The following is a 24,734-nucleotide window of genomic DNA, read 5'->3' as shown; positions in this document are numbered from 1 at the left end:
CAGGCGACTACGGTGCTTCATGGCAAGACCAAATTGCAGGGTTTTCAATGCAATAATACAAAACCCTGCGGGAAATGGCTACAGGAATCACAGTTTATTCATTCATTATCAACAGCTTGGGCGTTGTTCAGGACGGACGATTTATGGACAGTCCAGCTTCCTCCATGACACAGAGTGACCCTGCGTCAGCTAGACACAGGAGAGCTAGTTTCAGGTCGGGATCTAATCAACACCTGAAATATATATTTTCTCGATATGCGGGATTTTCCGCCGACCGGTGATGCCTCGCACAGGCCTTCCAGGTCAGACCACCACGTCAAGCCGCTCCTGCGTGCCAACGTCGAACACGCGCTTGTACCGGGCAATCTCGTCCTGCGGTCCCATCGCCTTGTTGGGGTTGTCCGACAGTTTCACCGTCGGTTTCCCGTTGGCTTCCACCGCCTTGCAGACAAGGCTGAACGGCGCCAGCCGATCATCCGGCGTCAGCCCACGGAAGTCATTGGTCAGCAACGTCCCCCAGCCGAAGGACACACGTACACGCCCGGCGAACTGTCGCTGCAATTCAAGGATCTTGTCCACGTCGAGCCCATCCGAGAAAATCACCAGCTTCTTCGTCGGATCCTCGCCGCGCTCTTTCCACCAGCGGATCGCAGTTTCGGCCCCGGTTGCAGGATCACCTGAATCGATCCGGATACCCGTCCAGCCCGCCAACCAGTCCGGCGCATTCTTCAGGAAACCCTCGGTCCCATAGGTGTCCGGCAGGATCATCCGCAGATTGCCTTCGTGTTCCTCGTGCCAATCCGCCAACACGTCATAAGGCGCCTTTGCCAAAGCCACGTCATCCTCGGCCAAGGCGGCATAGACCATGGGCAGTTCATGCGCGTTGGTACCAATCGCCTCAAGGTCGCGGTTCTTGGCGATCAGGCAGTTCGACGTGCCAACAAAGCTGTCACCCAACCCCTCGACCATCGCTTGCACACACCAATCCTGCCACAGGAACGAATGCCGCCGCCGCGTGCCAAAATCGGCGATGCGCAACGTCGGGTCCACGCGCAAAAGTTCGATCTTTTCCCAAAGCTTGGTCATTGCGCGGGCGTAAAGCACCTGCAACTCGAACCGCCCCATGTCGTTCAGAACCGCGCGCCCGCGCAGCTCCATCAGCACCGCAAGCGCCGGAATTTCCCACAGCATCACCTCTGGCCACGCGCCCTCGAATGTCAGCTCGTACTGATCGCCCACCCGCTCAAGGTGATAGGGCGGCAGGCGCAACTGCTCGAACCACTCCATGAAATCCGAGCGGAACATCTGCCGCTTGCCGTAAAACGTGTTACCGCGCAGCCACGTGCTTTCGTTGCGCCGCAGAGACAGCGACCGGATGTGGTCAAGCTGCTCGCGCAATTCGCCCTCGTCGATCAGCTTGGCCAAGGGCACATGCGACGACCGGTTGATGAGGCTGAACGTCACCTGCGTGTCGCGCTTGTTGCGAAACACCGATTGGCACATCAGCAGCTTGTAAAAATCCGTATCGATGAGCGACCGCACGATGGGGTCGATCTTCCATTTGTGGTTCCAGACACGGGTGGCGATATCAACCATGATGGTCTCCAAGGGCGCAGGCGCCTCGCTTAGATCAATCCAACCCCGACTTGTCCAGTGTCAGTGGTTCTTGTCCCAGTTCGCGACCTCTTCATCGCGGATGCGTTCGCAGGTCGCCTCGTCCACGCCCAACAGCCCGGCAATCTCGCCGACAAGCAAGTCTTCCTTGGCATGCCGATTGCCATCCGCATAGACCACATCCCACAACGCTGCGACTGCAGCCTCGCGTTTCTCTGTGCTGATGTTCTCGGTCAGGATCGCCGCGAGATCGGCCGTCTTGGGCAGTTCATGCTCCAGCTTTTCGCACTGGGCGCGCATCTTGGCCGCCTCCAGCGGCTTGAGCCCGTACATCTTGGCCAGCACGCGGTCGATCTCTTCCACCTCCTGGAACAGATACGCCTTGTCCGCCATTGCGGTGCGGACCATGAGCGCGCCCAAAGCGTATTTCGCATCGGCGGGCGGCAACGGTGTGGTCGGCGTTGTTTTGTCAAACAGCGCAAGGATACGTTCGAACATGGCTCGGTGCCTCTGACGGTCTTGTTTCTAGCAGCTTACGAAACTTGCGACTCAGAACAAAGGGGGAAACCACCAACTTCTGCGTCGCAAAGCGTAAACTGCGCTGCTTGAACCACAGGGCTCAGGCCCGCGACAAATCCCGCTTGCTGCGCTTCAGTTCTTCGTCCAGTTCAGTAGGCTTGTGACGCGCGGAAGCCAGAGCGTCATCCAGCGACGCCCCCTCCACCGCCGCTGCCGCTACCTTGGCGAGCGCATAGGTCGACACACGCTTCACCCCTTTCAGCGCGGCACGACTGAGGCCAATCGCAGCCAGATACGTGTGATATGGCCCGAGCGTGCCCGGCCCGCTGGCCGCCTGACCCTCGGAAACGGACTTGCACGCCTCCACATCGGTCGAGACATAGGCCCGGCAGATCATCGGCCGCGCGTCATAGGCGCGGCAGCTGCGCGTCTCCGGGTCAAGCGAGGGACAGGCCTTGGGGTGCCACGCACGCCCATCGGGTTGCCCCGCCAAGGGCGCAAGTGCGCTGTGCAGCGCGATGGCTTCAGCCTCGGTGATCGTCCCGCCATCATCTCCCGATAGGATGCAGCAGAACGCACAGCCGTCCGCACAGGCCAAGCCCTGCGGCGACATCGCGGATAGGGCCACCCGCCCGATTCCGGTCGCGGCGGTGCCATCGGCAAGCTCTTTGCTTGCACGTCCCGCATCCACCTGCGCGCCGACAAACGCCATCAACCCCCGCCGTGCGCGGTCGGTCACCTCGGGCGCGCTGCCAGAGCGGACCTTGCTCAGACGGTCAAGGAGCGTCGGCGCTTTGCTCATGCCAGAGTCACACCGGCCTTGAGCATATCAGCCTTGGCAGTCTCAAGCGATCCGTTCAAATCAATTGCCCGGCAGAGATCCAGTTTCACGGTCACATCAAAGCCCAGCTTGGCCGCATCAATTGCGGAATAAGCGACGCAGAAATCGGTGGCGAGGCCCACCATCATCAACTGCGTGATGCCCCGCGTGCGCAGATAGCCTTCCAGCCCGGTCGGCGTCGTATGGTCATTCTCGAAAAACGCCGAATAGCTGTCGATGGCGCGGCGGAACCCTTTGCGGATCACCATCTCGGCGCGGTTGGTATTCAGGCCCGCGTGAAACGCCGAACCGTCGGACCCGATCACACAATGGTCCGGCCAGAGCACCTGCGGACCGTACGGCATCTCGATCAGACCGTATGGATCCTGCCCGTCATGCTGCGAGGCAAAGCTCGCATGATCCGCCGGGTGCCAGTCCTGCGTCAGCACCACCGACTCGGCCTCTGCCATCAACGCGTTGATGCCGGGAACAATCTGATCACCTTCGGGCACCGCCAGCGCACCTCCGGGGCAGAAATCGTTTTGCACGTCGATGACGATCAGCGCGGACATGGGACAAGCCTCCTCTTGGGTAAGCCTTGGGTAAGAACCCTGCCCCCAAGGGTCAAGGGTTGCGGCATTCAGGAACCTTGCCTGTAAGGGATTCGAGGCGTAATCCAGCGCCCATGTTTACGGTTTGCGCACTCTACCACTTCACCCGCTTCGACGACCCCGCCGCCCTGCGGGAGCCGTTGCTGGCCGTATGTCGCGACCATGCGATCACGGGCACGCTGCTGCTGGCGAAGGAAGGCATCAATGGCACGGTTGCCGGACCCGAAGCGGGCATTAACGCTTTGTTAACCCACCTGCGCGCCCTTCCCGGCTGCGCCGATCTGGAATGGAAACTTTCGACTGCGAAAGAGCGCCCTTTCCCTCGCATGAAGGTCCGGCTGAAGAAAGAGATCGTCACGATGGGCGTGCCGGATGTCGATCCGCGTGCGAAGGTGGGCCATTACGTTCAGCCGTCTGAGTGGAACGAGCTGATCCAAAGCCCGGACGTGGCTGTGATCGACACCCGCAACGATTACGAGGTCGCCATCGGGACCTTTGAAGGTGCAGTCGATCCCAAGACCGACAGCTTCCGCGAATTTCCGGAGTGGTGGGAAAAGAACAAGGACCGCTTTCACAACAAGCGCATCGTGATGTTCTGCACCGGCGGCATTCGCTGCGAAAAATCCACCAATTACCTGCTCAGTCAGGGAGTGGAAGAGGTCTATCACCTAAAGGGTGGCATCCTGAAATACCTTGAAGAGGTGCCCGCCGAGCAGAGCACCTGGCAGGGAGAATGCTTTGTTTTTGATGGGCGCGTATCGGTCGGGCATGGGTTGAAGGAAGGGCCGCATTTGCTGTGCCATGCCTGCCGTCGCCCGATTTTACCGGATGATAAAAATCGCCCCGAGTATGAGCACGGCGTGTCCTGTCACCTTTGCATCGAAGAGACCTCGGACGAGGACAAGGCTCGGTTCCGGGAGCGGCAGAAACAGATCCGGCTCGCCGAGGCGCGAGGCGAGCGGCATCTGCACGCGGATGTGGTTGACGAGACGTAAATAGGTCCGAACTGGTCCTATTGTTTCGCGCGCGAAACATTGGGTCAGGTTCAGTTCCCTTTCCCGTTCACAGTTTTTTATGGGGACCAGACTAAGATTCTTCGTACGAAGAATCTCGGCCCCACCATAAAATTCTGGGGACGGGATGGAAAGGTCACCGCGACAGGTCTTGGCCTCCTGCCTCTGGGGGTAACCTTCAGCGCGTCAGGGCAATACGCCTATCCGACCAGCCATCAACCGAACACTTGCCCCGGATGAACAGCAGACCATCGGGCAGGTCATCGACCGTCAGACTGCGGGTGAACGGCTGTTCTTCGACATGTGGATGCAGCAACTCCCGGGTGCCAATCACCGTCCCGTCTTCCGCCTCGATCCGCCAGCCATCTGCATAATGGTCCCAGCCCGTATCAGGATGCGCAAGCATGACAGAGACACGCGCCCCCGAAACCTCGATCCCGACAATATCAGGTGGATCGGCAAGTGCAGGCGCTGCGAAACACCATAGGGCGAGAAGTGAACGGGTCAACATGGTCACAGCCTAGCAGACCCATCTTCACCATGCGGTCACGTTTTCGCGTCTGGCGCCCCATGGATAAGAACATGCCGCGATTGCGACGCGAATTCACGCCGCAAGATGACCAGCAACGTCACCAAAGTGGCAAGGATGAGCGGCCCCGCCCCCAGCAACCACGCGGATGACGCAATGCCGAAATAGACGGCCCGCAGCCCACGGTTGTACCCCCGCGCCGCCGTGATGTTCAGTTCACCTGCCTGCAAGGCCATGGGCAGGGCCTGCGGGTCTTCGGGGTCGTTGGGCACGGCTGCCATGATGACCGAGCAGTAGCCGAACAACCGATGCGACCATACGAACTTGAGAAACGCATTTGCCGCGAACAGCAGCAGGACAAGCAGTTTCACTTCGAGCAGAAAAATCGGGTCGCTTTCCAGCGTCAGGTCCTGCGCCACACCGCGCAGCCGTTCCGCATTGCCCAAAAGCGCGAACCCGCCACCGATGGCGATCATGCTGGCCGACGCGAAAAACGCCGTGCCTTGCCGAAGACTTGAAATGATCTGGCTGTCGAAGATGCGCGGATCGCGACGCACGAACTGGCGCATCCATTCGCGGCGGAACTCGGCCATGATCTGCGAGGTTGACGGGTAGGATTTGGGCGCATTCTCGACGACAAGGCTGCACCCGATCCAGCTCAGAATCAGCAACCCAAGCCCCACCGCGTCCAATGTGGTGAACAGTGACAGGCGGTCCAACCAATCCATTGGTCAGAACGGCTTTACGACGACAACCCAGAGGATCGCGATTGCGCCGAACACGCTGATTTCGTTGAAGATGCGCAGGTAACGGTCGGATTCAGTGAAGACACCGCGTTTTGCCCGCAGTACCAACCGCCCGGTCCATGCGTAATGCAAGGCGAGCAACAGCACGAGACCCAGCTTGAGCCAAACCCATGCCGGGAACTGCCAGATCGCGGCAAGCCAGATGCCAGTGATCAGGGCAATGACGGCAAGTCCAGCAGAAAACCGGTAAAGACGGATCGTGAGGTCGCCCAAGGGGCCAAATTCCCCGATCCGGTCATATTCACGTTTCCAGTAGATCAGGGCGCGCGGAACAGCAAAGATCGACGTCATCCAGCCCATGACGCAAAGAATATGAATGATCTTGATCCAGTCCATGTCAGCTTGGTGGCCGGGGTTTGCAACAAAGGCAAGAGGAACAGATGCCGCGTGTTGCGAAATTTTCGCTGGCGTCTTTCGCAATATTGGTTATATCTTTTTACCAATTCGGAGGATTTGTAATGCAGATGCCCACACCGGACGCCAATGTGCTGTCCCGCAAGACACAGATTGTTGCCCGTTTGCAGGAGGTGCTGCCGGGGGATGCGGTGATCTCGGACGAGATGGAAACCCGCGCCTATGAGTGCGACGCGCTGACAGCCTACAAGTGTGCTCCTCTGGCTGTGGTGCTGCCTTCCTCGACCGAAGAGGTGTCGGCAGTTCTCAAGGTCTGCCATGATATGGGTGTGCCTGTGGTTCCGCGTGGGTCAGGTACATCGCTTGCCGGCGGTGCGCTTCCCACAGCCGACTGCGTGCTCTTGGGTGTGGCACGGATGAATGACGTGCTCGAAACCGACTATGACAACCGCTTCATCCGCGTGCAGACCGGGCGCACCAACCTGAGCGTCACGGGTGCTGTCGAAGCGGATGGGTTTTTCTACGCACCTGACCCGTCCAGCCAGTTGGCCTGCGCCATCGCGGGCAATATCGCGATGAACTCGGGCGGGGCGCATTGCCTCAAATATGGCGTGACCACCAACAATCTGATGGGCGTCACGATGGTTCAGATGGATGGCACCGTCATGGAGATCGGCGGCAAACATCTGGATGCGGGTGGGTATGATCTGTTGGGTCTGATCTGCGGCTCGGAGGGTCAGTTGGGCGTGGTGACCGAAGCAACCCTGCGCATCCTGCCGAAGCCCGAAGGCGCGCGGCCGGTGCTGATGGGGTTCGATTCGAACGAAGTGGCCGGTGCCTGTGTCGCCGACATCATCAAGGCCGGTGTTCTACCCGTGGCCATCGAGTTTATGGACCGCCCCTGCATCGAGGCCACCGAAGCCTTTGCCAAAGCGGGTTATCCTATGTGCGAGGCGCTGCTGATCGTCGAGGTCGAAGGCAGCCCGGCCGAGATTGACGAACAACTGGCGCTGATCCTCGAGATCGCGCGGCGGCACAACCCGGTGGAGCTGCGCGAGGCCAAGGATGCGGATGAGGCCGGGCGCATCTGGCTGGGCCGTAAATCGGCCTTTGGCGCGATGGGGCAGATCAACGACTACATGTGCCTCGACGGCACGATCCCGGTGTCGGAACTGCCCTGCGTGCTGCGCCGGATCGGCGAGATGTCCAAGGAATACGGGTTGGATGTGGCCAACGTGTTCCATGCCGGTGACGGCAACATGCACCCCCTGATCCTGTTCGATGCGAACAAGGAAGGTGATCTGGAACTGTGCGAGGCGTTTGGTGCCGACATCCTGCGGCTCTGTGTCGAGGTGGGCGGATGCCTGACCGGGGAACACGGCGTTGGCATCGAAAAGCGCGATCTGATGGTGGATCAGTTTGCACCGGCAGATCTGGAGGCACAGATGGCAGTGAAGGACGTGTTCGATCCGGCGTGGCTGCTCAATCCGGCCAAAGTGTTCCCGTTGGCGGCGTCCGAGAGCCGCCGCAGCGTGGCACTTGCGGCAGAGTGAAACTTGGGGGCCAGCCCCCAAACCCCCGGAGTTTATGGGCAAGATGAAGATGCGACCGGAATCCGAGACCGATCTGGCCGAGGCGATTGCCACGGCGAATGGACCGATTCGCGTGCAAGGCGGGGGAACGCGGGGCGTTACCCTTGATGGGGATGTTCTGGAGACCGGCGGGCTGTCTGGCATCACCCTGTATGAACCCGGCTCGCTGACGCTTGTTGCGCAGGCGGGCACGCCTTTGGCCGAGATCGAAGCGGCGCTTGATGCCGAAGGGCAGCGGCTGGCCTTCGAGCCGATGGATCACCGCGGGCTGATGGGGACATCCGGCGCGCCGACAATCGGTGGCGTTGTTGCCGCGAATGTCAGCGGTCCGCGTCGTGTGAGTGTCGGCGCGTGCCGGGATTTCATGCTGGGCGTGCGCTATGTCGATGGCACCAGCACCATCGTAAAGAACGGTGGTCGGGTGATGAAGAACGTCACCGGCTATGATCTGGTCAAGCTGATGAGCGGGTCTTGGGGCACGCTGGGGGTGTTGACCGAGGTCAGTCTCAAGGTCTTGCCGAAGCCGGAAACAGCGGCGTCCGTGCTGATCGATGGGTTGAGCGATGCGGACGCCGTCTCCGCGATGGCCAAGGCGCTGGGGTCGCCGTTCGAGGTGTCTGGGGCTGCGCATATCCCCGTTGGGTTGGACGGGCATCCAGTGACAATACTGCGGATCGAAGGCTTTGCCGGGTCGGTCGCCTATCGCGCAGATCAGATCGCCGCGTTGTTCGGCGGTTTGGCGGTGCGGGTTGAGCGTGACGCGGATGCGGTGGCCAAGGGTTGGCGCTGGGTGCGTGATGTGGAGGCGTTTCATGGACGGCCGGGAGATGTCTGGCGCATCTCCTGCACACCATCGGAAGCGGCGGCTTTGGCGACGAACGTTGGTGCTGAGGCACTGCTCTATGATTGGGGCGGCGGGCTGATTTGGGCGCGCGTCACCGAAGGCACGGATGTGCGGACCCGGCTGGGCCTGTTTGACGGGCACGCCACGCTGGTGCGCGGAACGGGACAGGCGAAGTTCCAGCCGGAGCCCGGACCGATTGCCGCCCTGTCGCGCGGGTTGCGGCAGAAATTCGATCCGAAGGGCATCCTGAACACGGGATTGATGGGGTAAGCGATGCAGACGACATTCACCGAAACCCAACTGCGCGATCCCGAAATCCAGCGCTCGAACGAGATATTGCGCTCATGCGTGCATTGCGGGTTCTGTACCGCGACCTGCCCGACCTATCAGGTTCTGGGCGACGAGTTGGACAGCCCGCGCGGCCGGATTTACCTGATCAAGGACATGCTCGAGAACGAGCGCAAGCCGGATGAGAAGACGGTCAAGCATATCGACCGCTGTCTGTCCTGCCTGGCCTGCATGACAACCTGTCCGTCTGGGGTGCATTACATGCATCTGGTCGATCATGCGCGGGCCTATATCGAAAAGAACTACGACCGACCGTGGCACGAAAAGGCGCTGCGGTGGGCCTTGGCGAATATCCTGCCCTATCCGACGCGGTTCCGGGTGGCGTTGTTGTTGGCCAAGATCGGCAAGCCATTTGCGCCGCTGATCCCCGATGCGCGGCTGAAGGCGATGCTTGAGATGGCGCCCAAGACCATTCCGCCGGTCAGTCGAAATGACGATCCGCAGAGCTTTGCGCCCCTCGCACCACGCAAGAAGCGGGTCGCGCTGATGACGGGGTGTGCACAGAAGGCGCTGAACACCGACATCAACGATGCCACTATTCGGTTGCTGACGCGACTTGGCTGCGAGGTGGTCGTGGCCCAAGGTGCTGGCTGCTGCGGGGCGCTCACACATCACATGGGCAAGGTGGATGAAAGCCACGGGTCTGCGGCGGCCAATATCAAAGCCTGGGCGCGCGAGATGGATAGCGCCGGATTGGATGCCATCGTAATCAATACAAGCGGTTGCGGCACCACGGTCAAGGATTACGGGCATATGTTCCGCAATGAGCCTCTGGCGGAGGATGCGGCGCGGGTGTCGGCCATTGCAAAGGATGTGAGCGAAGTTCTGATCGATCTGATCGACGAAGAAAGTGTGGCTGGCGCGCGGACGCAGCATGGCGGCGTGAAGGTGGCCTATCACGCGGCGTGCAGCCTGCAGCACGGGCAGAAGATCAAGACGCATCCCAAGACGCTGCTCAAGGCGGCCGGGTTCGAGGTGGTGGAACCGGCGGATAGCCATCTGTGCTGCGGATCGGCGGGAACCTACAACCTGATGCAGCCTGAGATCTCCAAGCAGTTGAAAACGCGCAAGGTCAGGACCTTGGAGGCAAAACACCCCGACATCATTGCAGCGGGCAATATCGGCTGCATGATGCAGATCGGATCGGGCACCGAAGTGCCCATCGTGCATACGGTCGAACTTTTGGATTGGGCCACAGGCGGTCCTAAACCATCGGCGCTCAAGACATCTTGACGTTGACGTAAGGACATAGTTTTGCCCTATTCGGCCCCTATTGCGGGAGTCGTAATGGAGGTTACCTGTGCGCCAAATGCTCTGGGGGGCATTGTTTTCGTTGCTGCCGGCCATGGCTGGTGCGCAAAGCACCGGGCTGTTCTCGATGGAGAGCCGCCAGGATGGTCGCACATGGGAAGCGGTTGGGCGGCTTGAACTTGCCGGAACCGCGTTTTGCACAGGATCGCTGATCACCCCTGACCTCGTTCTGACGGCGGCCCACTGCCTGTATAATGCTGAAGGCGCGTTGCTGGCCCCCGAGGACATTCAGTTCCTTGCCGGATGGCGCAACGGACGCGCTGCCGCGTATCGCAGGGTGCGCCGCGCCGTGGCGCATCCCGATTACGATTTCACCGCAGAGCCAAGCCCGGATCGGGTCTATAACGACATCGCCCTGATCCAGTTGCAGCATCCGATCCGCAATACGACCATCATCCCTTTCGTGACCGGCGCGCGCCCCAAGGTTGGCGAAAGTGTTGGTGTCGTGTCCTACGCCCATAACCGGTCCGAAGCGCCATCTATGCAGGACACCTGCGAAGTGATGTCGGCGCAGAGAACCGTTCTGGTCATGTCGTGTTCGGTGGATTTCGGCAGTTCCGGGTCACCGGTTTTTGCGTTTGGCCCGGATGGAACGCGCATCGTTTCGGTGGTGTCGTCCAAAGCAAAAAGCGGCGACCAACCGGTGTCCCTTGGCGCTCCGCTTGAAACGCAGATCGACACGATCCTTGGCATGATGGCGCATGGTGCCGGTTTTGCCGAAGGGTCCGTGTTCAGACCGCTGCGCGCCGAAAAGACGGTCCGCAAAGACACCGGCGCAAAATTCATTCGACCCCAAGATGGCGAAACCGACCTCTTGAAACCCTGATTGTGCCATCCCAGATGAAGCGTGTCGGGATGCCCAGACGGGGCCTGACACCCATTCACGGCCTGTCCACTTCGGAAGGCTTTCACATCTGGTATCGCTCAATGGAGGATGACCTATGCGAGGATATGATTTCGCACCGCTTTACCGCGCAACTGTCGGCTTTGACCAAATCGCCGACCTGATGGATCGGGTTCTGACCACCGAGGTCAGCCAACCGACCTACCCGCCCTACAACATCGAAAAGACCGCTGACGATGCCTACCGCATCTCGATCGCCGTTGCCGGCTTCTCGGACGAGGATCTGACCGTCGAGGTCAAGGATGGCGCGCTGCATGTGTCCGCACGCAAGGTCGACGAGGACGAAGGCCGCACCTACCTGCATCGCGGCATTGCCACCCGCGCCTTCCAGCGCCGATTCCATCTGGCCGACCATGTGCGTGTTGTCGGTGCGAGCCACGAGAACGGCATGCTGCATATCGACCTGCAGCGCGAGATTCCCGAAGCGCTGAAACCGCGCCGGATCGCGATTGCCAAGGCCGATGCGATCGAGAAAGACGTGGTCGACGCGAAAGCGGTGAACTGATCTTTCCCTGATCCGAAACGTCAAAGGCGCGGGATAACCCGCGCCTTTTTTTGTTGCTTTGGTCAAGATTCAGTACTTGCCGTCAACGGCAAAGAACATCGTCTCGCCGGAGTGGTCATCCACACCGTCATTGTCGGTCGACACCCACATCGTACCATCAGCGGTGATGGCCAGACCTTCGACCTTGTTGAGCACATACCCTCCGGTCGAGGTCAGGTAGGGCAGCAGATTGACCAACTCTTCCTTGGCCACGACGGGAAGGTCGCCACCCAGCGGGGCGGGCACCATCTCGGACAGGGCCACGCGATAGATTTTCTTCGTCACGGCCGCATCACCGATCTGGTTGTCGCGTTCGATGATGTAGACGTAGTCACCGTGTGCAGTGATTTCCGAAAGACCAACCCAACCGGTGGCAGGCTCGGCTTTTTCGTAGCGCACGGCACCCCATTCCTCGGTGTCGAGGTTGTAGGCCACCAGCTTGACGTGGTTTGCCGGATCGTCGGCCCATTCGCGCTGAACCGCCATCCAGAGCGTGTTGCCGACCTTGGTGATGCCTTCAAAGCCGAAGCGGCGTTCGACAGCGAGCAGGTCGGACGGAACCGGAATAGTGGTTTCGATCTCACCATCCCCGTTGATATGATAGAGCGCGTGCAGGATGCCGCGATCCAGACGGCCTTCGGAGGCAACCCAGAAGCCACCTTCACCATCAAGCGTGATGCCTTCCATATCCATCAGTTGCGCAGGCTGACCGCCACGGGTGACGGGGATCGCGTGCACGATCTGCGCGGGGGTCTGGCTCGGGTCGATGTGGAAGATCGTCGGCTGGAAGCCGTAGAAGCTGTCATTGACCGCCCAGATGGTGCCGTCTGTATCGGCAACCATGCCGGAATTCGCGCCCCATCCGGTCAGGGTGTCCATGCCGGCAGAAGTGATGTGCGGATAGGCGGCAGGCGCATCCTGATATTCGTAGATCATTACATGGGCGCGCGCTGCACCGTCTTGCAGACCGTCGAACTCGTTGGCCGTGGCGAGCAGGTTGCGGCCGGGAATGGCGACGGCGCCTTCCGGGGAAATACCCGAGGGCAGCAACTGCTTGAGCACCGGGTTGGCGGGGTCGGTCATGTCGTAGACACCGATGACCGACGCACGTTCAGCCAGGAGGAAGACGTAGGGCGTGTCACCGAAGACAGCGGCCTCCATGCCTTCCGGCTCCACACCTTTGGCGTCAGAGCGGCGGTCGGGGTAATGACCGATCTGGACCACGGCATGTTCAAAGGAATTGCCGCTTTCGTACACAACCGTGCCGTCCTTGTGGAACACGGTGAACCCGCGCGACCCGCCATCCATATCGCCTTCGTTGGCGGTCACGAAATGATCGGTGTCGATCCACTGGATGCCATCGGGTTCACGCGGCACGTTCGTCAGGGTTTCGGTGAACAGCAGCGCTGCGCGCTCGTCGGTCGCGTCAACATTTTCAAGATCGACGGTCCCTGCAGAGAAGTGGCTCAGCACGTCGCCCGTCGCGGACAGAACGACGATGTGGTTGTTTTCCTGCATTGTCACGACGATCTCGCCATTCGCGTTCACGTCCACGAATTCGGGCTCTGGGTCTTCCGGCGCGATTTCAGCAAGGCCGGTGACATCGGCGCGGATCTGCGCATCGCACTGCATCATGCCGTTTGCGTCCAGCGGGATGATCGACACATGGCCTGCGGGCATCTGCGGCACACGGCCATCGCCAGCGTCCTCGTCGCGTTCGTTTTCAACGGCGACGACAACGAAGGATGCATCAGGTGCGACTGCGGTCGAGTCAGGCTGACCGCCCAAATCGCAGCGACCAGCCTCTGCGCCGGTTGCCATATCAATATGCAGCAGGTGACCAGACGGAGCGGTGTAGCTTTCCGACGTGTTCACACCGACGAACACCGTGTTGCCGAGCGCGGACACAGCCGTCGGCTCACCGCCTTCAAGCGTCACATGGCCCTTGGGCTGCGGGTTCGCCGGATCGGTGATGTCGATCATGCCGATCACGCCCAACGGGCTGTCGGAATAGACCAGCGTCATGCCATCGGCACTGGCCGAAATGATCTCGGCGCTGGATTGGCGGGCAAGGTCTTCGCCGTCGGCCATGTTGGCCACAACCGGGAAAGACGCGATGCGGTTGAAATTCATCTCGGCGGCAGCAGCCGAGGCAGTCAGAGCTATGGCCGATGTCAGGCACAGCGCACGGTATGTCATGGAGATCCCCCTTGGATGGACAAGAAGTGACCTGCCGTGAAGGCGCGACAGCCACATGACAGTTTTGTTTCAATTTTGTGAACTTGTGGTGTTGGCTTTCTGAAATGGCATCCCTCTTTTCAAAGAAAAAGGCCGGGCAAAAGCCCGGCCTTCGGTTGGTTTTGCAGTACAGCGTCAAACGCTCATGCAGACGTATTTCATCTCGAGGAATTCCTCGATGCCGTGATGGCTGCCTTCGCGGCCAAGGCCGGACTGCTTGACGCCGCCGAAGGGGGCCACCTCGGTCGAGATGATGCCTGTGTTCACGCCGACGATGCCGTATTCCAGCGCCTCGGCGACCTTGTAGACGCGGCTGAGATCCTTGGCGTAGAAATAGCTGGCCAGACCGAAGATCGTGTCATTCGCCAGTTCGATCACATCATCCTCGGTCTCGAACTTGAACAGCGGGGCCAGCGGGCCAAAAGTTTCCTCGGTCGAGAAGGCCATATCGCGGGTTGCTCCGGTCACAATCGTCGGCGCGATGAAATTGCCCTCGTTGCTTCCCGTATCGTCGCCCAGAATGACCTGCGCACCCTTGGACTTGGCATCGGCGATATGCTCGCGCACCTTGTCGAGGGCTTCGGGGTTGATCAGCGGGCCAAGATCGGTGCCTGCCTCAAGACCGTCGCCGACCTTCATCTTGGAGACCTTGTCCTTAAGCTTTTGCGCAAAGGCGTCATAGACACCGGCCTGCACGTAGATGCGGTTCGCACACACACAGGTCTGACCGTTGTTGCGGAACTTGCACATGATCGCGCCGTCGACCGCCGCATCGAGATCGGCATCGTCGAACACGATGAACGGCGCGTTGCCGCCCAGTTCCATCGAACACTTCATCACCTGATCGGCGGCCTGACGCAGCAGGATGCGGCCCACTTCGGTGGAACCGGTGAAGGTGATCTTGCGGACGATCGGGTTCTCGCACATCTCCTTGCCCACTTCGGACGCCGAAGACGATGGCACGATGTTCAGCACACCCGCCGGGATGCCTGCGCGTTCGGCCAGCACACCCAGCACGATCGCCGACAGCGGTGTTTCCGCAGCGGGACGGGCCACGAAGCTGCACCCGGCGGCAAGCGCCGGACCGGCCTTGCGGGTGATCATCGCGTTCGGGAAGTTCCAAGGTGTGATCGAGCCGACAACGCCGATGGGCTGCTTCATCACCATGATGCGCTTGTCGCGCTGGTGGCCGGGGATTGTTTCGCCATAGATGCGCTTGGCCTCTTCAGCGAAGAATTCGATGAAGGATGCGCCATAGGCAATCTCGCCCTTGGCCTCGGCCAGCGGCTTGCCCTGTTCGGCAGTCAGGATCGTGGCCAGATCGTCCTGGTTTTCCATCATCAGGTCGAACCATTTGCGCAGAACGGCAGAGCGTTCCTTGCCGGTCCACTTGGCCCATTCCTTCTGAGCTTTTTCGGCAGCGGCAATCGCATCGGCCACCTGGGCGCGCGACAGGTCGGCGACTTCGGCAATCGTGTCACCGCGGGCCGGGTTATCAACCGTGAAAGTGCCATCATCGCCGTCGATCCAAGCGCCGTTGACATAGGCGCGGGTTTCCAGCAGCGATGGATCCTTGAGAAGGCTGGCAAGGTTTGTTGTCTGGTCGAGCATGGAGTCCCTCCGGATTAAGTGCTGACAAAGGTGGAACACTTGCTAGATGCAATGACAAGTGCTGATCTTTCGGAGCCGTGACGTGGAATTGGACGACGCCTACGCCAACAGCAAGCATATCCCCAATGGGGACGGTTTCCCAGCCATCTGGCGCGCCGACGCAGATGCCTATCGCCAGAGGATGTCCGTCCTGGGCCGCGCCCGGCTGGGGGTGATGTACGGACACGGAACGCGCGAGATCGTCGATCTGTTCCTGCCGGACGGGGTTCCAAAGGGGCTGGTGGTGTTTGTGCACGGCGGATTCTGGCGGCAGACCGACGGATCGCTCTGGTCGCATCTGGCGCAAGGGGCTGTGGACAGCGGCTGGGCGGTGGCGATGCCGACCTATGATCTGTGTCCGCGCGTGCGCATCGCCGACATAACCCGTCAGGTGGCCACCGCCATTTCCGTGATCGCGCGCGAGGTGTCCGGCCCCATCCGCCTAGCCGGGCATTCCGCTGGCGGACACCTTGTGGCGCGGATGCTGGACGATGGCGTTCTTCCCAACGATGTCAGGGCGCGCATTGCCAGATGTGTGCCGATCTCGCCCCTGTCCGATCTGCGCCCGCTGCTCAAGACCTCGATGAACAACGACTTCAAACTGGACGAAGAGTCGGCCGTTGCGGAAAGCCCGATTGCGATGGAGCCGCCCGCAACCCCGGTCACCGTCTGGGTCGGAAGTGACGAGAGACCGGCCTTTCTCAATCAGGCGAAATGGCTGGCCGACGCCTGGGGGTGCAGCCTCGTAATTGATCCCGGCACGCATCATTTCGACGTGATAAACGGCATGACGCAGGCGGGTAGCCCCTTGATGCGGGCTATTCTCGGCACCTCGGCTTGACACTCTACCCAATTCGGCAAGAGCTTGACCCGCGCAATGTCTTTTTCGGGCCATGAATTGACCGAAAAAGACAGGCCGCGCCGTTCAACCCCGTGCGAGGATCGCCGGGAAGGAGTCGATTGATATGCGATATTCAGGTTTCCGCGTGATCAAAGAGGCGCTGACCGGCCATCGTGGCTGGGGGCCGGCATGGCGTGATGCCGACCCCAAACCCGAATACGACTATGTCATCATCGGCGGTGGCGGGCATGGTCTTGCGACGGCGTATTACTTGGCCAAGGAATACAAGCAGTCCCGTATCGCGGTGCTTGAAAAGGGCTGGATCGGCGGCGGCAACGTAGGCCGCAACACCACGATTGTCCGGTCGAACTACCTGCTGGATGGCAACGAGCCGTTCTACGAATTCTCGCTCAAGCTTTGGGAAACGCTGGAGCAGGACCTGAACTATAACACGATGATGAGCCAGCGCGGGATCATCAACCTGATGCATTCAGATGCCCAGCGCGACGCCTATATCCGGCGCGGCAACGCGATGATCCTGAATGGCGCGGATGCGCAGTTGCTGGACCAGAAGCAGGTGTTGGAAAAGTACCCGTTCCTGAATGTGAATAACGCCCGCTTCCCGGTCATGGGCGGCCTGCTGCAAGCGCGTGCCGGGACCGCACGGCATGATGCGGTGGCGTGGGGCTATGCTCGTGCTGCGGATCAGCGCGGCGTGGACATCATCCAGAATTGCGAAGTGACCGGCTTCCGGATCGAAGGCGGCAAGATCCGTGGCGTTGAAACCTCGCGCGGTTATATCGGCGCAAAGAAGGTCGGGTCTTGCGTGGCCGGGTCGTCCTCCAAGGTGATGGCCTATGCCGGGATGCGCCTGCCGATCGAAAGCCACGTCTTACAGGCGTTTGTGTCCGAGGGTCTGAAACCTGTGCTGCCCGGGGTCATCACCTTTGGCGCAGGGCATTTCTACTGCAGTCAGTCCGACAAAGGCGGTCTGGTTTTCGGCGGCAATATCGACGGCTACAACACGTATGCCCAGCGCGGCAATCTGCCGATGGTCGAGGACGTGATGGAAGAGGCCATCGCCATGTTCCCAATGCTGGGCCGCGCGCGCCTGCTGCGGTCCTGGGGCGGGATCATGGACATGTCGATGGATGGCACGCCGATCATCGACAAGACCCATATCGACGGGCTCTATTTCAACGGCGGCTGGTGCTATGGCGGGTTCAAGGCGACCCCTGCGTCGGGCTTTGTCTATGCCCATCTGCTGGCCACCGACACACCGCACCACACCGCCACTGCGTTCCGACTGGACCGGTTCCACACCGGTCATATGGTCGACGAAAAAGGGATGGGCAATCAGCCCAATCTGCACTGATGATCATCAACCATCCACTTCTGGGCCCGCGCGATTCCAGCGAGTTCGTCTATCTGGGCGATGCGTGCCTTCTCAATCGTCCCGACTGGCAAGCCGACGATGCGCTCGAGCAGTTCATCGAATACGGCCACATCCGCGACAACCCAGCGGGTCTGCACCGCGAGCTGTGGTACCACGAACAAGGGGACAGGTCGTGGCTGGTGGTGACCCGCAACACCGTCACGCATGAGATCACGTCGGTGGAACTCGCGCGCGACGTGGCGCTGGCAGAGGGGCGGTCGACATGAGCCAGAAGAAACGTTTGAACGGCGGGCTGATCGACCGGTCCAAGACATGGTCGTTCCGCTTCGATAACCAGTATTACAAGGGACACAAGGGCGACACTCTGGCCTCGGCGCTGCTGGCCAATGGTGTGCGGCTCATGGGGCGGTCGTTCAAGTACCACCGCCCGCGTGGGCCGATGACCGCCGGGTCAGAGGAACCGAACGCAATTGTCGAACTGCGCGAAGGCGCGCGCAAGGAACCCAACACGCGGGCGACGACCATAGAACTTTACGACGGTCTGCGCGCCAATTCGCAGAACCGTTGGCCGTCGCTGACATTCGACGCGATGGAGGTGAACGACCTTCTGTCCAATTTCTTTGCCGCCGGGTTCTATTACAAGACCTTCATGTGGCCCGCCGCGTTCTGGGAAAAGGTCTATGAGCCGATCATCCGCCGCGCCGCTGGCCTTGGATCGCTCAGCACGCAGGACGATCCCGATGGGTACGACAAGGGCTTCCTGCATTGCGATCTGCTGATCATCGGCGGTGGTCCTGCTGGCCTTGCTGCCGCGCTGACCGCAGGCGAAAGCGGTGCGCGGGTGATCCTGTGTGACGAGGATTTCCTGATCGGCGGTCGCCTGAACCTCGAGACCTACGAAGTCGGCGGGATGTCGGGTGCAGCCTGGGCGGCAGAAACCGTCGCGCGCTTGCAGGCGATGCCGAATGTCCGCGTGATGCCCCGGACCACCGTCATCGGCGCATTCGATCACGGCATATATGGCGCGGTGGAGCGGGTGAGCGATCACCTTGCCGTACCCGAAGACGGCAAGCCGCGTCAGATCCTGTGGCGTGTCACCTCCAAGCGAGCACTACTCTGCGCGGGGGCCACGGAACGCCCCATCGTGTTCGAAAACAACGATCGCCCTAGCATCATGCAGGCCAGTGCAATCCGCGCCTATGCGAACCGCTGGGCGACGACGCCTGCACAGCAGGTAGCAATCTTTACCAACAACGATGACGGGCACCGCACCGCGTCCGATCTGGCGGCGAAAGGCGTTGAGGTTGTGTCGGTGATCGACACTCGCGCCGACGCGCCAACGTCGTCGGATTATGACGTGATCGCTGGCGGTGTGATCGACCAGACTTGGGGGCGGCTGGGCCTCACGCAGATCGAGGTGAAGATGCCCAAGGGCGGCATCCGCCGGATCAAGTGCGGGGCGCTGGGTGTTTCCGGCGGCTGGAACCCGAACGTGCATCTGACCTGCCACCAGGGCGGAAGGCCCGTCTGGAACGAAGCGCTTGCCGCCTTCGTCCCCAGTGGAACGCTGCCGCCGGGCATGATCGTTGCAGGCGCTGCGAATGGCATCTTCTCGACCCACGGCGCGCTTCAGTCGGGCGCAGACGGGGCCAAGGCGATCCTTGCCGATCTTGGCATAAAGGCCAGCGCCCCTGCCCTGCCCGAGGCCGAGGATACTCCTGTCAGGATCACCCCGTTCTGGCACGCCAAGACCGCCAAGCGCGCATGGGTGGACCAGCAGAACGATGTGACCGCAAAGGACATCAAGCTGGCGCATCAGGAAAACTATGTCTCGGTCGAACACCTCAAGCGTTACACGACGCTGGGCATGGCGACCGATCAGGGCAAGACCTCGAACATCGCGGGTCTCGCGATCATGGCCGAGGTGGCCGGAAAGCAAATTCCAGAAGTCGGAACAACCATGTTCCGCCCCCCCTACACCCCCACGGCGATGGGCGTGTTTGCGGGCCGTGCATGGGGCATGGAGACCAAACCCACACGCCTGACCCCCAGTCACACATGGGCCGAAGAGCAAGGCGCGGTCTTCACCGAAGCAGGGCTTTGGCTGCGCGCACAATGGTACCCGAAACCGGGCGAGACCCATTGGCGTGAAAGCTGCGACCGCGAGGTCATCCAGACCCGCAAATCCGTCGGCATCTGCGACGTGACCTCTCTGGGCAAGATCGACGTACAGGGCGCGGATGCCGCGGAGTTCCTCAACAAAGTCTACTGCAATGGCATGGCCAAGCTGCCCGTCGGCAAGGTGCGCTATGGCCTGATGCTGCGCGAGGACGGGATCGTCATGGATGACGGCACCGCCGCGCGGCTGGCCGAGGATCATTTCGTCGTCACGACCACCACCGCCAAGGCGGTTCAGGTCTATCGCCACCTCGAGTTTGTGCGCCAGTGTCTTTGCCCTCACATGGACGTGCAGCTGATCTCGACCACCGACGCTTGGGCGCAGTTCTCGGTCGCCGGTCCGAATTCCCGCAAGCTTTTGGAAAAGATCGTTGACGATGGCGTGGACCTGTCGAATGACGCCTTCCCTTTCATGGCCTGCGCGGAGATCACCATCTGCGGCGGCCTGCGCGCCCGGCTGTTCCGCATCTCGTTCTCGGGCGAACTGGCTTACGAGATCGCGGTCCCGACCCGCTATGGCGACGCGCTGGTGCGCCGGTTGATGCAGGCGGGCGAGGAGTTTCACGTGGTCCCCTACGGCCTTGAGGCACTGAACGTCATGCGCATCGAAAAAGGCCATGTGACGGGCAACGAATTGAACGGGACAACCACGGCGCTGAACCTTGGCATGGGCAGGATGGTGTCCAAGGCCAAGGATTCCATCGGCTCCAAACTGTCAGAACGCCCCGGCCTCAATGAACCCGACGCGCTGAAACTGGTGGGGCTGAAGCCGGTGAACCCGAACCACAAGGTGCCCGCCGGGGCGCATCTGATGACCAAGGGCACCAAGGTCGATGCCGCGCATGGTCAGGGCTATGTCACGTCAGCCTGTTATTCGCCGAACCTTGGATGTCACATCGCACTTGGGTTCCTGAAATCGGGCGACACCCGCATCGGGGAAATCATCCGACTGGTCAGCCCCCTGACAGGTGTCGATCACGATGTCGAAGTGGTCAGCCCGCATTTCGTCGACCCGGAAGGAGAGCGCCTCCGTGCATGATCTCGCCCCCGTCTGCGCCCTTGGCGGCACCGAACCGCATGTCGACACCGTCAAAGGTGTCACCCTGACCGAAAATCCCGGCCTCTCTCTTGCGTCCGTGGCGGCGCGGCGGGGTCATGAAGCCGCATGTCGCGCCCATCTGAGTACGTTGCTGGACGGCTCGGTACCCGAACCGTGCAAAGCCGTTCTTCACGATCCGGAAGCTTCATTCTGGATGGGGCCGGATCAATGGATGGTCGGCGCGCCGATTGCGACGCACGAAGACCTTGCAGCGCAGCTCAAGTCCCGCTTTGGACACACAGCGTCGATCACCGATCAAACCGACGCGTGGGTCTGCTTTGACATGCGCGGCGACGGGATCGAAGACGTGATGCGGCTTTGCGCGAATATCGACATCGACCAGATGCAGACCGGCGATGCCCATCGCACGGTCATTCACTACATGGGTGTCTATGTTCTGCGCCGCGATCCCGCCAATTGGTTGCGCATATTGGGGCCAAGCTCTTCGGCCAAATCCCTGCACCATGCGCTTGTGACGGCAATGCGCGCGGCACTCTGAGCTACGCGGGTAACACAACTCGGGTCTTCACGATCCGGGAACCCAACAAGGTGCTGTGGGTTGATCCTGTGAAAGGAGACGACCATGACAGCAGAATTTATCGTACCGCTTCTTGCGCTCATGACGATGCTGGCCGCCATCATCTTCGCATTGGTGAGCAAACATCGTACCGAGCAAAAGCTTGACGATCCCAACGCGTCGAAATCGACTTTGGCCAAGGACGCGCCGAACGCCTGAGCGTCCGCAGCACAACCACCACGGCAAAAACGCGCCCCTGAATTTTGGGCGCGTTTTTTTCGTTCATCTATTCCGGTGAGAACGGCTGATAGTCGAAGGTGATCGTAAGCCCATGCCGATCTTCTTCGTCAGTATAGACAAGGTCACCGTCCAACTGGCTTGCAAAGGCAAGGATCAGCCGCTTGCCAAGACCGGTCCCCGGTTCGGTGCGGGCCTCTGGATCGACGCTGTTTTCGATGCTCAATCGCAGGTGTGTCGTCGAACCGTCGATGATCTCCTTGAGATGCACCTTGAGACGGAACACCCCGTCCCGACCCGGCCCACCATACTTGAACGCATTTGACAGCGCCTCGGTTGTGACCATCGCCAAAGGGCTGGTCTGATCTGGCAAAAGCGTCACCGGATCAAGATCCAGCTCGATCTCGACCGGCGTCTGATCTGCGGTACCGACAGCATTGACCTGCGCCACCAGATCGCTCAGCAGCACATCGAACCGGATACGGGTCAGCGACGGTTCCTGATAAAGCGCCCGGTGGACCGACGCGAGACTGGTCACACGGTCCTGAAATTGCCGCAGGGCCGCAACCGCCTCTGGGCTGGCCACCTGACGGACCTGCATGTTGATGATCGACGAGATCAGCTGAAGATTGTTCTTCACCCGGTGATGCACCTCTTTGAGAAGCACCTCGCGTTCGAACACCGCGTTTTCCAGATCGGCTTCGTCGCGCAGCAACTGGTCGGCCATGGCTTCGAAGGTTTCATTAATCGTCTGGATCTCACTGGGCGCGTCGTCGATCTTTTCCGACGACTCAACATCGCGATAGGTTGCAAAGCGGCGCATGCGTCGCCCCAGATCGCTGATGTGCCGCAGCACCAACCGATTGAGGGAAACCACCGCAACGATGATCCCGACCAGCCACATCAGGAACGGGAAAAGCAGAGTTGAAATCGTGAACCATGTCGAGGTGGTGCGCTGCAGGGCATCCTGTCCCCAACTGCCAAGGGCATACACCTCGCCCGGCAGGATCGGCACGACGGAAATCAGCCGCTTTTCTCCAGACCGTGTCGTAGCCGTGAAAAAGGAATCGTCCTGATTGATGAAGCCTTCAAAGGCCAGTCCTTCGGGCAGATAGTCTTCGATCGGACCGTCCGGCGCAAAGCTCGACAGGGTGTCGCCGAATTGGTTAAAGGTCATCAAAGCCACGTCGCCGTCCGCCGCAATGGCGCTGTCGGCCTGAACCAGCGGTTCCGTCTCGAACGAAATAGTCACGAACCCCTTGAGCGACCCGTCCTGCGAAAAACTCGGATAGGCCACGATCACAACTGGCAGCTGCGATACGGCGCCTTGTGCGCTGTAGGTGATATAGGGCTGCGGTTGCTCAAAAAGCGCGTCTGACCGCGCATCGGGTAGAAAATCGAATGTGCGCCCCGCGCTGTTGCAGCGCGACACCGTGCCCGCTTCCAGAAAGCCCGCGAAGGCAAGCCGTGGGCTGGTCTCCTGCACCCGCTGCATAATGGCCGTGCAGACATCGGTGCCAAGATCAGCGGCCCCAAGCGTGTCCGCCAAAGCCGAGGCCGTTCCGAGTTTTGTCTGCAAGGCGCGCCGTTCGGATTCGACCAAGGCGCTGGTGCGGGCGTGGATCGACGCTTCGAGATTTTCGTTGGTGATGTGAAGCGCCCGCCAGCTTTGCCCCATCGCCACAAGCCCGATCGGCAACAAAGCAAGCGACAACAGAAACCCGATCCGCACAACAAGCATTTGGCGAAGCGACTTCGCTCCGCCTTCTCGTGCTGTCGAGGATGCGTTTTCTGGTCCTGCGATATTCATGAAAGCTATGTTCCTGCAGCGCAGCCGCTCACACGCCAGTCATGCTCTTGGATCGCCGCGAATTTCGTCGGTGTCATTGCTGCTTGACCTCAGTGATTTATTTGGTTCCCGGAATGCAACGCGTCGGGTCTCTTTGAGTTCCCCAAAAATGGGCACTAAATCCGGGATTGCTTCAAAAAAATCTACAATGGTTCGGCGTGGGTGAAAATTGCCACAACCGACCCGTACTGGCCTTTTCAACCGGAGGTCTCTAACACAGTTTCGCACAATGTGTCGTTGAATGGGTGAACTTTGACCAAACTCACACAAAACCCGCATCGCACGACTGAAAAACTGGAGAAAGTGCTTGAGGTCGCCATTGGGCGCGAATTACGTGCCTTCCGCAAGCAGCAGAACATGACCGTCGCCGACCTGTCGAAACAGACCGCGATCTCGGTTGGGATGCTCTCTAAAATCGAAAACGGCAACACCTCGCCCTCGCTCACCACATTACAAACGCTGGCAAATGCTCTGTCGGTTCCGCTCACGTCGTTCTTTCGTGGTTTCGAGGAAAAGCGCGAGGCCGTGCACACACCGGCCGGTCAGGGCGTTACCATCGACCGCGCCGGCACACGGGCCGGGCATCAGTACAACCTCCTTGGTCATATCGGCGCAAACACAAGCGGTGTCATTGTCGAGCCTTACCTGATTGTCCTCACATCCGAGTCCGACACCTTTGAGACCTTTCAACACGACGGCATCGAAACGATCTTCATGCTGGAAGGGGCGGTCGACTATCGGCACGGGTCCAAGATCTACCCCCTGCGCCCCGGTGACACGCTCTTTTTCGAAGCAGATGCGCCGCATGGACCGGAAACGCTGGTGGAACTGCCCGCCCGGTATCTGTCGATCATCAGTTACGCGCAGACCTGAACACGCCGGGCAGGTCCTCCCCTTAAGGCGGAACCGCAGTCCTTGGC

At 60.5% G+C, this 24,734-nt stretch carries 23 protein-coding genes; 13 read left to right on the top strand and 10 right to left on the bottom strand.

The genetic code is table 11. The features are described from left to right. Positions 1 to 303: 303 nt before the first annotated feature. From pncB to pncA, 4 genes are all read right to left on the bottom strand, one after another. Positions 304 to 1,596 (bottom strand): nicotinate phosphoribosyltransferase, encoded by a 1,293-nt coding sequence (gene pncB, locus JJ869_RS03090; protein WP_292264513.1) that lies wholly within the window; start codon positions 1,594 to 1,596, stop codon positions 304 to 306. Positions 1,597 to 1,656: 60 nt separating this feature from the next. Next, complete coding sequence (locus tag JJ869_RS03085) at positions 1,657 to 2,112, bottom strand: TerB family tellurite resistance protein (RefSeq protein WP_292264512.1); 456 nt, start codon at positions 2,110 to 2,112, stop codon at positions 1,657 to 1,659. A 121-nt stretch (positions 2,113 to 2,233) separates the two neighbouring features. Beyond that, positions 2,234 to 2,935, bottom strand: a complete 702-nt coding sequence (locus JJ869_RS03080; RefSeq protein ID WP_292264511.1) for a YkgJ family cysteine cluster protein — start codon at positions 2,933 to 2,935, stop codon at positions 2,234 to 2,236. After that, entirely contained in the window at positions 2,932 to 3,525 is a 594-nt protein-coding gene (pncA, locus tag JJ869_RS03075) for a bifunctional nicotinamidase/pyrazinamidase (protein WP_292264510.1), read from the bottom strand. The genes JJ869_RS03080 and pncA overlap by 4 nt, the downstream gene beginning before the upstream one ends. A 113-nt stretch (positions 3,526 to 3,638) precedes the next feature. Here pncA and JJ869_RS03070 point away from each other — a divergent pair, with 113 nt between their 5' ends. Then, positions 3,639 to 4,559, top strand: a complete 921-nt coding sequence (locus JJ869_RS03070; RefSeq protein WP_292264509.1) for a rhodanese-related sulfurtransferase — start codon at positions 3,639 to 3,641, stop codon at positions 4,557 to 4,559. A gap of 196 nt (positions 4,560 to 4,755) precedes the next feature. Here JJ869_RS03070 and JJ869_RS03065 read toward each other — a convergent pair whose 3' ends face one another. Genes JJ869_RS03065 through JJ869_RS03055 form a run of 3 tightly spaced genes read right to left on the bottom strand, consistent with a single transcriptional unit; the run spans position 4,756 to position 6,248 of the window. Next, a complete protein-coding gene (locus tag JJ869_RS03065) occupies positions 4,756 to 5,088 on the bottom strand; it encodes a hypothetical protein (protein WP_292264508.1) in 333 nt (110 codons plus the stop codon). A gap of 35 nt (positions 5,089 to 5,123) precedes the next feature. Continuing rightward, entirely contained in the window at positions 5,124 to 5,834 is a 711-nt protein-coding gene (locus JJ869_RS03060) for a DUF599 domain-containing protein (RefSeq protein ID WP_292264507.1), read from the bottom strand. A gap of 3 nt (positions 5,835 to 5,837) precedes the next feature. After that, the gene (locus JJ869_RS03055; protein WP_292264506.1) at positions 5,838 to 6,248 is read right to left on the bottom strand and encodes a CopD family protein; all 411 of its coding nucleotides are present in this window, start codon (positions 6,246 to 6,248) and stop codon (positions 5,838 to 5,840) included. Between the two features lie 122 nt (positions 6,249 to 6,370). Here JJ869_RS03055 and JJ869_RS03050 point away from each other — a divergent pair, with 122 nt between their 5' ends. The 5 genes from JJ869_RS03050 (at position 6,371) to JJ869_RS03030 (ending at position 11,770) form a co-directional block, all read left to right on the top strand. Then, positions 6,371 to 7,819: an FAD-linked oxidase C-terminal domain-containing protein gene (locus tag JJ869_RS03050; protein WP_292264505.1), complete on the top strand. Its 1,449-nt coding sequence runs from the start codon at positions 6,371 to 6,373 to the stop codon at positions 7,817 to 7,819. A gap of 49 nt (positions 7,820 to 7,868) precedes the next feature. Further along, complete coding sequence (locus tag JJ869_RS03045; RefSeq protein ID WP_292264515.1) at positions 7,869 to 8,972, top strand: FAD-binding protein; 1,104 nt, start codon at positions 7,869 to 7,871, stop codon at positions 8,970 to 8,972. Between the two features lie 3 nt (positions 8,973 to 8,975). Next, positions 8,976 to 10,283, top strand: a complete 1,308-nt coding sequence (glcF, locus tag JJ869_RS03040; RefSeq protein WP_292264504.1) for a glycolate oxidase subunit GlcF — start codon at positions 8,976 to 8,978, stop codon at positions 10,281 to 10,283. 76 nt (positions 10,284 to 10,359) lie between these two features. Further along, positions 10,360 to 11,187 carry a trypsin-like serine protease gene (locus JJ869_RS03035; RefSeq protein WP_292264514.1) on the top strand — a complete coding sequence of 276 codons (828 nt, stop codon included), beginning with the start codon at positions 10,360 to 10,362 and terminating at the stop codon, positions 11,185 to 11,187. 115 nt (positions 11,188 to 11,302) lie between these two features. Then, on the top strand, positions 11,303 to 11,770 hold the full coding sequence (locus JJ869_RS03030; RefSeq protein WP_292264503.1) for an Hsp20 family protein: 468 nt from the start codon (positions 11,303 to 11,305) through the stop codon (positions 11,768 to 11,770). Between the two features lie 69 nt (positions 11,771 to 11,839). Here the strand turns inward: JJ869_RS03030 and JJ869_RS03025 are convergent, their stop codons facing one another. Together JJ869_RS03025 and JJ869_RS03020 are read right to left on the bottom strand one after the other, a co-directional pair. After that, on the bottom strand, positions 11,840 to 14,008 hold the full coding sequence (locus JJ869_RS03025; RefSeq protein WP_292264502.1) for an esterase-like activity of phytase family protein: 2,169 nt from the start codon (positions 14,006 to 14,008) through the stop codon (positions 11,840 to 11,842). Between the two features lie 174 nt (positions 14,009 to 14,182). Next, the gene (locus tag JJ869_RS03020; protein ID WP_292264501.1) at positions 14,183 to 15,658 is read right to left on the bottom strand and encodes an NAD-dependent succinate-semialdehyde dehydrogenase; all 1,476 of its coding nucleotides are present in this window, start codon (positions 15,656 to 15,658) and stop codon (positions 14,183 to 14,185) included. Between the two features lie 82 nt (positions 15,659 to 15,740). On the opposite strand from JJ869_RS03020, the gene JJ869_RS03015 reads away from it, so the two are divergent. The 6 genes from JJ869_RS03015 (at position 15,741) to JJ869_RS02990 (ending at position 21,947) form a co-directional block, all read left to right on the top strand. Next, a complete protein-coding gene (locus JJ869_RS03015) occupies positions 15,741 to 16,538 on the top strand; it encodes an alpha/beta hydrolase (protein WP_292264500.1) in 798 nt (265 codons plus the stop codon). A 124-nt stretch (positions 16,539 to 16,662) separates the two neighbouring features. Continuing rightward, on the top strand, positions 16,663 to 17,913 hold the full coding sequence (locus JJ869_RS03010) for a sarcosine oxidase subunit beta family protein (RefSeq protein WP_292264499.1): 1,251 nt from the start codon (positions 16,663 to 16,665) through the stop codon (positions 17,911 to 17,913). Continuing rightward, positions 17,913 to 18,200, top strand: a complete 288-nt coding sequence (locus JJ869_RS03005; RefSeq protein ID WP_292264498.1) for a sarcosine oxidase subunit delta — start codon at positions 17,913 to 17,915, stop codon at positions 18,198 to 18,200. The genes JJ869_RS03010 and JJ869_RS03005 overlap by 1 nt, the downstream gene beginning before the upstream one ends. Next, the gene (locus tag JJ869_RS03000) at positions 18,197 to 21,151 is read left to right on the top strand and encodes a sarcosine oxidase subunit alpha family protein (protein ID WP_292264497.1); all 2,955 of its coding nucleotides are present in this window, start codon (positions 18,197 to 18,199) and stop codon (positions 21,149 to 21,151) included. The genes JJ869_RS03005 and JJ869_RS03000 overlap by 4 nt, the downstream gene beginning before the upstream one ends. Next, complete coding sequence (locus JJ869_RS02995) at positions 21,144 to 21,710, top strand: sarcosine oxidase subunit gamma (protein ID WP_292264496.1); 567 nt, start codon at positions 21,144 to 21,146, stop codon at positions 21,708 to 21,710. Before JJ869_RS03000 ends, JJ869_RS02995 begins: the two co-directional genes overlap by 8 nt. 84 nt (positions 21,711 to 21,794) lie before the next feature. Beyond that, positions 21,795 to 21,947 carry a hypothetical protein gene (locus tag JJ869_RS02990; protein WP_292264495.1) on the top strand — a complete coding sequence of 51 codons (153 nt, stop codon included), beginning with the start codon at positions 21,795 to 21,797 and terminating at the stop codon, positions 21,945 to 21,947. A 67-nt stretch (positions 21,948 to 22,014) separates the two neighbouring features. On the opposite strand, the gene JJ869_RS02985 is transcribed toward JJ869_RS02990, so the two are convergent. Beyond that, positions 22,015 to 23,775, bottom strand: a complete 1,761-nt coding sequence (locus tag JJ869_RS02985; RefSeq protein WP_292264494.1) for a sensor histidine kinase — start codon at positions 23,773 to 23,775, stop codon at positions 22,015 to 22,017. A gap of 291 nt (positions 23,776 to 24,066) precedes the next feature. Here JJ869_RS02985 and JJ869_RS02980 point away from each other — a divergent pair, with 291 nt between their 5' ends. Continuing rightward, positions 24,067 to 24,687 carry an XRE family transcriptional regulator gene (locus tag JJ869_RS02980; protein WP_292264493.1) on the top strand — a complete coding sequence of 207 codons (621 nt, stop codon included), beginning with the start codon at positions 24,067 to 24,069 and terminating at the stop codon, positions 24,685 to 24,687. Positions 24,688 to 24,734 lie beyond the last annotated feature (47 nt).

Source organism: Marivita sp., from assembly GCF_017643905.1.
Taxonomy (GTDB): domain Bacteria; phylum Pseudomonadota; class Alphaproteobacteria; order Rhodobacterales; family Rhodobacteraceae; genus Marivita.
Note: the sequence above shows the minus strand (reverse complement) of the source record. Positions and strands in the feature narration are given on the sequence as shown.